The sequence below is a fragment of the Flavobacterium fructosi genome, assembly GCF_042787335.1.
Taxonomy (GTDB): Bacteria; Bacteroidota; Bacteroidia; order Flavobacteriales; family Flavobacteriaceae; genus Flavobacterium; species Flavobacterium fructosi.
The window spans coordinates 1-6,190 of sequence record NZ_JBHZQA010000025.1; the positions used below are offsets into that span (position 1 = coordinate 1).

General features: G+C 32.7%; 5 protein-coding genes and 1 pseudogene. All 6 read left to right on the forward strand.

What is annotated here, in order from left to right; translation table 11 throughout:
- The first annotated feature begins 248 nt into the window (after positions 1-248).
- The 6 genes and pseudogenes from ACFX5D_RS16100 to ACFX5D_RS16125 all read left to right on the forward strand — a co-directional run bounded on the left by ACFX5D_RS16100 (position 249) and on the right by ACFX5D_RS16125 (position 6,067).
- On the forward strand, positions 249-818 hold the full coding sequence (locus ACFX5D_RS16100) for an FHA domain-containing protein (RefSeq protein ID WP_379859219.1): 570 nt from the start codon (positions 249-251) through the stop codon (positions 816-818).
- 112 nt (positions 819-930) lie between these two features.
- Positions 931-1,378 (forward strand): annotated as a pseudogene (locus tag ACFX5D_RS16105) (LexA family protein).
- Between the two features lie 80 nt (positions 1,379-1,458).
- Entirely contained in the window at positions 1,459-2,718 is a 1,260-nt protein-coding gene (locus ACFX5D_RS16110; RefSeq protein ID WP_379859220.1) for a Y-family DNA polymerase, read from the forward strand.
- Positions 2,719-2,959: 241 nt separating this feature from the next.
- Positions 2,960-3,676, forward strand: a complete 717-nt coding sequence (locus ACFX5D_RS16115; protein ID WP_379859221.1) for a hypothetical protein — start codon at positions 2,960-2,962, stop codon at positions 3,674-3,676.
- 488 nt (positions 3,677-4,164) lie between these two features.
- On the forward strand, positions 4,165-5,478 hold the full coding sequence (locus tag ACFX5D_RS16120; RefSeq protein WP_379859222.1) for a hypothetical protein: 1,314 nt from the start codon (positions 4,165-4,167) through the stop codon (positions 5,476-5,478).
- Positions 5,444-6,067 carry a hypothetical protein gene (locus ACFX5D_RS16125; protein ID WP_379859223.1) on the forward strand — a complete coding sequence of 208 codons (624 nt, stop codon included), beginning with the start codon at positions 5,444-5,446 and terminating at the stop codon, positions 6,065-6,067. Before ACFX5D_RS16120 ends, ACFX5D_RS16125 begins: the two co-directional genes overlap by 35 nt.
- The last annotated feature ends 123 nt before the right edge of the window (positions 6,068-6,190 follow it).

A 6,190-nucleotide genomic window follows, 5' to 3' on the forward strand; every position in this document is an offset into this window, starting at 1 on the left:
TAATTGTACACCAAAATCAGGTGGTCAATTTGAACTGGAAAGTGGTGGTCAGTTTGCTCCGAAACTGGTGGTCAATTTACACTGGAATAGGGTGGTCAATTTGACCGGTTTTTCCAAACTTAGAGGCGAAGAAATATCCGATTGCAATAGGATTATTATCAGACCATCTGCATAGAAATCCGGCAGATTATGAAGCCTATAATTTATTAATTCGATGTTTTTACGAAACGGATAGATACGAAACAGCAATGGAATTATCCAAAATGATTATGGAAGCCAATCCGTCTTTACCGTGTTTTGCAAATAATTATTTTATTGCTTTTGTCTTAAATGCTAATGGTAAGTCATACCCTCCAAAATCAAAATTGGAGCAAGGTAACAATCCATTTATCGAATACAATCTTTCGGTGATTACGGAAGAGGAAATAAGTCATAATTATAAAAAATCACCAACACTAAAATCAAAACTGTTATTTATGGACTTTCAATTCAACACTTTAAAAGAAAATACAATATCAATATTAGAAACCAATAATAAAATAGAAACTCAAAATTCATTCAATAATCCTATTATAAAATTTGGTAGGGAAGATTACAATGAAAATGATATTCAAGTAGCAGGATCGAATGCAGTAAGCAGAAGACATTGTATAATAATCAATACTAAAGATAATGTTTGTCTCTATGATTTAGAAAGCACTGGCACCTGCGTAAATGATGAAAAAGTATCCAACAAAACACCTTTAATTGGCTTTAATACGATATGCATCAATAAAGTGTATTTTACAATTACAACAGATAAAAATAAACTTCTTTAATAATTGTATTGGAGAATCGATCTTTATTTTTAACAAATCATAAATACCCACGTCAATAACTATTTCTTCCCATTTCCTAACAACCAATTTCAATCTTCTCTAATTTTGTAAAATGAAATTACGAAGCCTGCATAAAACCCCAACATTGGAATTTTACTTCCCGGACTATTCCACAGCATTAAAACTGCCTTTTTTTGATGTGGGTATCAGCGCGGGCTTCCCCTCGCCTGCCGATGATTTCATTGAATTAACCATCGACTTGAATAAGGAATTCATCAAGAATCGGGACTCCACTTTTTTTGCAAAAGTAAAAGGACATTCGATGAAAAATGCCGGAATCAATGATGGTGATTTATTAAATTGACAAAAGCCTCGAACCTCAGAACAACAAAATTGCAGTGTGCCAAATCGATGGCGAATTCACCGTAAAACGCATCAAAATCGAAGAAAACATCGTTTGGCTCATCGCCGAAAACGAGGACTACAAACCCATAAAAGTAACACCGGAAAATGATTTTATGATCTGGGGAATCGTTACGAACAGTATCAAAACATTCTAAATTGAATATATAATTCCACTTCTCAAGTCCCTTTCCTTTGGAGAGGGATTTAGAGAGAGGATGAACACAACACCCAAATTATGTTTGCTTTAGTCGACTGCAACAACTTTTACGCCTCTTGCCAAAGAGTCTTCGAACCCAATTTAAGAAATAAGCCAATGGTGATTCTTTCTAACAATGACGGTTGTGTTATTGCTCGTTCCAATGAAGCCAAAGCTTTAGGAATTCCTATGGGTGCTCCGGCATTCGAGTACAAAAATATTTTTATTGCCAACAATGTATTCGTCTATTCGTCCAATTATGCCCTGTACGGCGATATGAGTTCCCGGGTAATGAACATTTTGGCGACGTATTCTCCTGAAATTGAAATCTACAGCATCGATGAAGCCTTCCTAAAATTCAAAGGTTTCGAAATGTTCGACTTCAATGAAATTGGATTAGACATGCAGCGCAAAGTGACAAAGGGGACAGGCATTCCGGTTAGTATAGGTTTTGCAACAACGAAAGCCTTGGCCAAAGTGGCCAATAAAATTGCCAAGAAATTCCCAGAACGTACAAAAAGTGTGTACAGCATAGATAGTGACGAAAAGAGAATTAAAGCCTTAAAATGGACCAAAATAGAAGACGTTTGGGGTATTGGCCGAAAGCATGCCAAACGATTACAAGCCAAAAAAATTTTTAACGCGTATCAATTCACACAGTTGTCTGATGAATGGGTCCGTAAAGAAATGGCTGTAGTTGGGTTACGATTAAAGCACGAATTGGAGGGTAAACCTACATTAGATCTGGAATCACCCAAAAACAAAAAGATGATTGCGACCACGCGATCATTTGAAAAAATGTACACCAAAATCGCGGAACTCTCCGAAAGAGTGTCCACATTCACCGCATCCTGTTCCGAAAAACTACGCAAACAAGGCAGCCATTGCAACATGATAATGGTATTTGTTCAAACCAACTATTTCCGCAAAGACCAACCGCAATACTCGCGCAACATCATAATCAATACCGACTTCCCAACCAACTCCACAATCGAGCTTAACCACTATGCACAAATCGGACTAAAAGCACTTTTTAGAGAAGGCTATCACTACAAAAAAGCGGGCGTAATAGTGATGGGCTTAACGCCAAATAACGAAACCCAACTATCCTTATTCAACACCTCAAATCCAAAGCACCAGCCATTAATGAGTGTAATTGACAAAATGAATAAAAGCTACGGCACCAACAAAATCAAATTCGGCACCCAATCCCTCGACCGCCAGTGGAAAATGAAGCAGGAAAAACTATCACCATCTTTCACCACAAAAATTAAAGAGATTATATCCATTCAATTATAAAAGTGTACTAAAAGTTGTATATATTTGAAAATGCATAAAACGAAATAAGCCTTCGTCAATCTACCATTTTGGTGTGTAAATGCGAAGGTTTGTTGCGCCTATATACTAGTTATATGCTACTTGCGCCTAAAAGACTCAGTTGAAAATAATTAGAATATTAGCCGTTAGATTTTATTTTAATAATGCAGTTGGCAGTAATACCACTAAAAAACCAAGATAATAAATATAAAATTAAAGAAAAATGAGTGAAGATAAAATTAGTGATTTAGGAAATAAATTATTCGCATCTACCGAAGGTAGAAATTTAATGATAAAGCTTAAAACAGATATACAAAACACTTTAGTATATTCTATGAATAACTCTCAAAAAGACAATTTAAGAAATGGAATTAGAGATAACAAAACAATAGAAGATGTTTTAAAAATAGCAAAGAAAGAACTTTCGAAATTAAATAAAAACGAAGATAATATTTTTGCTGTTAGTAAATCAACTAGTGTGATACTAAAAGAACTTGATTATTATGATTATGGCACATTAACAGGACTCACAAAAATATTTAATATCCTAAATACAGATAATAATATGGAAATGTCAATGCCCACAAATGATCACAGGCGCAATGCTTATGACGTTATTGATAACACTAGTATGGCAACTCTAGATAAATTAATGCAAGAAATAGATGCAAACCCTAACGAGTTTGAACCTATAATTCGTGTAATGAGAAAATCTGGATTATTTATGGAAAGGAGCATATTTATGGTTAATGAAAGCTATCCTTATATGGTCGAAAGATGTAGAGTAAAGGGAGACAACCTGATTCAGATAATTTGTGAATATACAGGTACCGATGAAATGTATGTACTTGCACGATTGCTTAATAAAACCAGTTGGTGGTTTAGAATTGGCCAAACACCTGAAGAGCAAATAGAAGAGTTACAAAATATTAGTCTTTAATTTAATTCTCCTTTAATTAGGTGTTTTATTTTATTCACCCACTCTACTGAGAACTTAAAAGTTGATTATAAGTTATTTAAGGAGAATGAATCTGATAAATCCGAAATTACTGTCAAAGTTTTAAAGAATGAATATGAGGAATTATTAAAAAATTCTAAACTGAAAAAAATTGGAATTAAATATTTGTCTTCAAATAATCGGAAATATTTTGACATAATTAATTACAATAAAAACAAAAAAACGGATATTAAATATTCATATATATTTTTAATATTATGAATTATCGGAATAATTTATGGCTTGAAAATGAAAAAATAACTATGCACAACAACGCATAAAATTTATGCTATATTTAAAGATAAATTGTAAAACCAAAACAACCAATTAACATTTGTACTAGACTGAAAATCCTATGGATTTTAAGCCGCACAAATCTTATACAAATCCGTTACCATCAGGCGTGCGTGAAAATCAACAGACAATAAACTATGAATGACCCTTTTTATTTGAAAGAAGAAACTAAAGCACATTGGCAATATGCAATTAAACAAGCAAGAACTGATAGAGAACGATATTTCAATTGGATAAAAGATGAAATAAATATAGCTGTTTCTTTAATTAATAAATATGATAAAATTTATATATTAGGAGGATTAGGTTCAAAACTTATTTCAGCTAGCCCAAATCTTCATAATCAATTTATGGAAGGATATGTTGGTCAGGACATGGAGCAAGAGGAAAAAGAAAAAATAGTTGAAGATGATGAAATTGAAGTCATACTTGAATACGCAATAAACATTGCTTCGGCAAGTCCAAATTCAAATGCAGGAATAACTCCAACAGAAGAAAATATTCTTGAAATAAAAGCACAGTTATCTAAAATAAAAATGAATATTGGCTTTTATGAAATGTCCTCAGAATATCCTAAAGACGGGACTGAATTTGACCATTGGTTAAAAGTTTCTGTTATGGAAGATGCAATGCATGTTCGTGGTGACGGCTATCAATCCCATATTTCTGAAATATATGAAGAAACATTCTCATTTCACAATGACTTTTTACAACAATTCTATGGTTTTAATTCATCTGACATATTTAATACAATAAAAAGATTAGATTTACTAATCGCTTCTAAAATCGGGAATGCTTTTGGAGGCTCATTAACACATCGAAGATTTCTACAATGGAGTGATGAAAAAGGTAAAGAAGCAGTAACGAAAGAAATGATTTCACCGGGAAATCATTTTATGCAACAATTTGTTTCTGATAATTTAGATTTATATGATGAAGGGCATCCCGAAGGACCTTCACTACTTCCTCTAGATTATATTGAAGGTTACAATAGATTATTTTGGGTTATTCCTAAAACCGAAAAAGAAAAAAAGATTTTTAATCTACTATCGCACTGTTTTGGCGATAATTCGGAATTCTTAAAAGGCAAGTTTGGTGGTTTTATTTTAGGTGACTCTGTAAGTCAAACAAAACCATTAATTATAATTGAGGACAAATTTTACTGTTTTTCATTAAGTCTTCCTTTTAGAAATATTTTCAATATTACTGCAAATCTGTTACAGACTGCTGACTCCGTATACTATGAACATTCATTTAAAGGAAACTCTTTTGCAAATTCACGTGATAATTACATTGAAAGAAAGACGAAATCACTATTTGAAAAATTTCTGCCAGAAGTTGAGTTTTACCATTCTCTGAAATATAATATAGAAGAAGATGGCTTGGCAAAAGAACCTGAATTAGATATTTTAGGTATTGGTAAAAGATACAATTTACATCATAGAAGTTAAAGCGGGCGAACTAAATAAAAAACATCGAAGAGGTGCAATTAAAGGATTAAAAGACAGATTAAAAGATACTGTAAATGAAGGCTCTTATCAATGCTATAGAGCTGAAAAATTCATAGAAGATAATGAAAGTCCCGCATTTAGATATATCGCTAACTCAAAGCTAAACACATTGATAATTGATAAATCACATAAATACAAGATTATCAAAATTTCTGTAATGTATGAGCATTTGTCAACTGTATCAGTAAATCTAAAATATTTAATCGAATCAGGGGTGTTAAGTTCTGTTTATAAATGGACATGGATTGTTTCACTATATGACTTAATGATATTTTCTGATCTAATTGAAAATGAAAATGACTTTAAAGATTACATTGAAAATCGATTTGGTCTATATGAGAGAAATGATGTTGAATTTCAAGACGAAATAGATATTTTAGGCTTCTTTTTTGAAAATAAATTTCCTTTATCTATCGAGAAAGAAAATGAAAAAATACACATCCATTCATATCGAGATGACATTGAAAATTATTACACAAAGAAAGATGTTGGAATGTCTGGAATTACAAAACCAATCAAACGTAGATAACGCTAGCTGCCAACAGCTAGGGTTTCGTTGTGTGCGCAGCACGAACAATGAAGCCCGTGTTGAACGGAACCGAGTACCTGCCGTCAACACTATGGAGTTATCGTAAAGATTGTAGAGGTATTT